2 protein-coding genes are annotated in these 4,626 nt (G+C 68.5%); both read left to right on the top strand.

The features are described 5' to 3' along the window. Nucleotides 1-6: 6 nt before the first annotated feature. The gene (locus tag GA0115259_RS07085) at nt 7-2,787 is read left to right on the top strand and encodes a carbohydrate-binding protein (RefSeq protein WP_093592463.1); all 2,781 of its coding nucleotides are present in this window, start codon (nt 7-9) and stop codon (nt 2,785-2,787) included. A gap of 20 nt (nt 2,788-2,807) precedes the next feature. Continuing rightward, nucleotides 2,808-4,626: ThuA domain-containing protein (locus tag GA0115259_RS07080; protein ID WP_107469144.1), on the top strand; the 1,819-nt coding region annotated here is incomplete at its 3' end.

Raw genomic sequence — 4,626 nt, 5'->3', positions numbered from 1 at the left:
GTCGCGGTGCCCGCGGCCGGCTCCCCGGCGGCCGTCGCAGCGCCCGCAGCGCCCGCCGTCATTCCGCCCGGCGACTACCAGCAGGTACAACTCGCCCTTGGTGGTGCCGAGTTGGGCGAGGCAATGTCCCTCGCGGTCCTGCCGGACCGCGCGGTCGTCCACACGGCCCGCGATGGCTCGGTCCGGTACACGGACGCCGCGGGCAATACGAAGACGGCCGGCAAGCTGGACGTCTACACGCATGACGAGGAAGGCCTCCAGGGCATAGCGGCCGACCCGGGCTTCGCCTCGAACCGCTATCTCTACCTGTACTACTCGCCCAAGCTGACCACTCCGGGCGGCGACGCCCCGGTCACCGGCAACGCCGCCTCCTTCGAGCCGTGGAAGGGCCACCTCAACCTCTCGCGGTTCACGCTGAAGACGGACGGCACGCTCGACATGGCGAGCGAGAAGGTCGTCCTCGAAGTGCCCAACGACCGCGGGCAGTGCTGCCACGTGGGTGGTGACATCGACTTCGACGCCGCCGGGAACCTGTATCTGACCACCGGTGACGACACCAACCCGTTCGAGTCGGCCGGCTACGCGCCGATCGACGAACGGACCGACCGTAACCCGCAGTTCGACGCCCAGCGCTCCTCGGGCAACACCAACGACCTGCGCGGCAAGGTCCTCAGGATCAAGCCGACGGCCGCCGGCGGCTACACCGTCCCGGCCGGCAACCTCTTCGCTCCCGGTACGGCCAACACCCGGCCCGAGATCTACGCGATGGGCTTCCGCAACCCGTTCCGGATGTCCGTCGACAAGGCCACCGGCATCGTCTACCTCGGCGACTACGGCCCCGACGCCGGAGGCACCGACGGCGGCGGGCGCGGACCCAGCGGCCAGGTCGAGTTCAACCGCATCACCGCGCCGGGGAACTACGGCTGGCCGTACTGCACCGGCACGAACACCGCCGCCGAGACCTACGGTGAGTACACCTTCCCGAACGGTCCCTCCGGAGCGAAGTACAACTGCGCGGGCGGCCCGACCAACAACTCCTTCCGCAACACCGGTCAGGCCACTCTGCCTCCGGCCAAGCCGAGCTGGATCAAGTACGGCGGCGACGCCGGCTCCCCGCCCGAGTTCGGCGGCGGCTCCGAGTCGCCCATGGGCGGACCGGTCTACCGCTACGACCCGAACCTGAACTCCAATGTGAAGTTCCCGCAGTCGCTCAACGGTTACTTCTTCGCCGCTGAGTACGGCCGGAAGTGGATCAAGCCCATCGAGGTGAAGGCCGACGGCACCCCCGGTGTCATCGAGAGCTTCCCGTGGACGGGCACCCAGGTCATGGACCAGGCCTTTGGCCCGGACGGCGCGCTGTATGTGCTCGACTACGGCACCGGCGCCAACAACCAGGCCCTGTACCGGATCGAGTACATCGGCGGCAGCAACCGCAACCCGATCGCCGCCGCGGCGGCCGACAAGACCTCGGGAGCGGTCCCGCTCACCGTCGCGTTCTCCTCGGCGGGCAGCTCCGACCCCGAGGGCAAGGCCCTGACGTACTCCTGGAACTTCGGCGACGGCACCACCTCCACCGCCGCCAACCCGTCCCACACCTACACCACCGCGGGCACCTTCCGTCCGACGCTGACCGTCCGGGACCCGGAGGGCCTCACCGGCACGGCGAGTCTGGTGGTGACGGCGGGCAACACGGCGCCCACCGTCAATCTCACCGGTCCCAAGGACGGTGAACTGTTCTCCTTCGGTGACACCGTGCCCTTCTCGGTCACCGTCAGCGACCCCGAGGACGGCGCCATCGACTGTGCCAAGGTCAAGGTGACCTATCTCCTCGGCCATGACGAGCACCGTCACGCGATCACCTCGAAGAACGGCTGCACCGGTACGATCGCTGTGCCGACCGACGGTGAGCACGACAGTGCCGCCAATATCTACGGTGTCTTCGACGCCGAGTACACCGACGGCGCCGGGCTGACCACGCACAGCGCCCGTGTCCTCCAGCCCCGCCACCGGCAGGCCGAGCACTTCTCCGCGCAGTCCGGCATCCAGGTGGCCGCGCACGGCACCGCCGAGGGCGGCAACACGGTCGGCTTCACCGACAACGGCGACTGGATCTCCTTCAAGCCCTACGCCCTGGGCAACGCCAACCGCATCACCGCCCGCGTCTCGTCCGGCGGCACCGGCGGCACCATCGAGGTACGGGCCGGCTCGGCCACCGGCACCCTGCTCGGTACGGTGACCGTACCGGTGACAGGCGGCTGGGAGACCTTCACCGATGTCTCCGCCAATCTGGCCAACGCCCCGACGGGCTCCACGGAGCTCTTCCTCGTCTTCAAGGGACCGACGGGCCAGGGCAACCTGTTCGACCTCGACGCCTTCACCTTCGCCACCGGCAGCACGCCGTCGAGCCAGACCGTGGAGGGCGAGTCGTTCTCCTCGTCCCTGGGCGTCCAGGCCGCCGACCACGCCGCGGCCAGCGGTGGCAAGACGCTCGGCTACATAGAGAATGGTGACTGGGCGGGCTACGCCTCCGTACCCACCGCCGGGGCCAAGTCCTTCAGCGCGAAGGTCTCCTCGGCCGGGGCCGGCGGCACCATCACGATCCGCTCCGGATCAGCCACCGGAGCGGTGCTCGGTTCCGTGGCCGTACCGGTGACCGGTGGCTGGGAGACCTTCACCACGGTCACCACCGCCCTGACCGGCACGGCCAGTTCGGGAGCGCTGTTCCTGACCTTCACCGGCGGCGCCGGCTCCCTGTTCGACATCGACACCCTCACCCTCACCAAGTGACGTACGGGAAAGGGACAGTGATGCTCCGTCAGCTGAGCCGGCTTCCGTCGGCCGCTGCCTCGGCCTTTGTCGTCGCCCTCGCACTCGTGGGGGCGTTCCTGACACCGGCCGTGACCGCGCAGGCGGCCGATCCGGCCTACAAGGTGCTCGTCTTCTCCAAGACGGCGGGCTTCCGCCACGACTCCATCCCGGCCGGTACGCAGGCCATTCGTGACCTCGGCGCGGCCAACAACTTCACCGTCACGGCCACCGAGGACAGCACGGCCTTCACCACGGCCAATCTGGCCCAGTTCAAGACGGTGGTGTTCCTCAGCACCACCGGCGATGTCCTCAACGACACCCAGCAGTCGGCGCTCCAGTCCTACCTCGACGGTGGCGGCGGCTATGTCGGAGTGCACGCCGCGGCCGACACCGAGTACGGCTGGCCGCAGTACGAACAGATCGTCGGCGCCTGGTTCAAGAGCCACCCGGCGATCCAGCAGGCCACGCTGAAGAACGAGGACCGGGCCCACGCGGCCACCGCGCATCTCGGCCAGACCTGGTCGCGCAGCGACGAGTGGTACAACTACCGCGCCAATCCGCGAGGCAATGTCCGGGTGCTCCAGAGCCTGGACGAATCCAGCTACAGCGGTGGCGAGATGAGCGGTGACCACCCGATCACCTGGTGCCATCCGCAGGGCAACGGCCGGTCCTTCTACACCGGACTCGGCCACACCGCCGAGTCCTACGCCGACCCGGCCTTCCGCAATCTGCTGCTCGGCGGAATCCGCTACGCGGCCGGCTTCGCCAAGGCCGACTGCCGTGCGGAGACGGGCTACACGCCGATCTACAACGGCTCGACCACCGGCTGGGCACAGGCGGGCCCGGGTAGCTTCACCAACACCAACGCCACCCTCACCTCCACGGGCGGCATGGGCCTGTACTGGTACCAGGCCAAGCAGTACGGCTCGTACTCCCTGAAGCTGGACTGGCAGATGCCCGGGGATGACAACTCCGGTGTGTTCGTGGGCTTCCCGGCCTCCACCGATCCCAACTCGGCGGTGAACCAGGGGTACGAGATCCAGATCGACGCCACCGACACGGCCGACAAGACCACCGGCTCGATCTACGGCTTCAAGTCGGCCGATATCGCCGCGCGCGACGGTGCGCTCAATCCGCCGGGCGCCTGGAACACCTATGAGATCCGGGTGGAGGGAGAGCGGCTCCAGGTCTTCCTCAACGGTGTGAAGATCAATGACTTCACCAACACCGACCCGGTACGGTCCTTGCAGCAGGGATACATCGGCATCCAGAACCACGGCACCGGCGACGATGTGTCCTTCCGCAATATCCGGATCAAGGAGCTGGGCGGCAGCGGTCCCGGCCCCACGCCCTCGACCTTCGAGGGCGAGTCGTACACCTCCTCGGCGGGTGTCCAGCCCGCCGACCACGCGTCGGCCAGCGGTGGCAGGACGCTCGGTTACATCGAGAACGGCGACTGGGCCGGCTACTCCCAGGCCTCGCTCACCGGGACCACCGGCTTCAGCGCGAAGGTCTCCTCGGGCGGTTCGGGCGGCACGCTCCAGGTCCGCTCCGGATCGGCGACCGGACCACTGCTCGGCTCGGTGGCCGTACCGAACACCGGCGGCTGGGAGAATTTCCGTACCGTCTCCACGCCGCTGACCGGCACTCCGACCGGACCGGTCTTCCTCACCTTCACCGGCGGGGCGGGCTCCCTGTTCGACATCGACACCTTCACGCTGGAGAAGCAGGCGTCCTTAGAGGCCACGTCGGCGAATGTCCACCTCTTCTACTACCCGTGGTACGGCAGCCCCGCCAAGTACGGCAGCTACCCCCCCT

It is taken from the genome of Streptomyces sp. MnatMP-M17 (assembly GCF_900091995.1).
Classification (GTDB): domain Bacteria; phylum Actinomycetota; class Actinomycetes; order Streptomycetales; family Streptomycetaceae; genus Streptomyces.
Note: the sequence above shows the minus strand (reverse complement) of the source record. Positions and strands in the feature narration are given on the sequence as shown.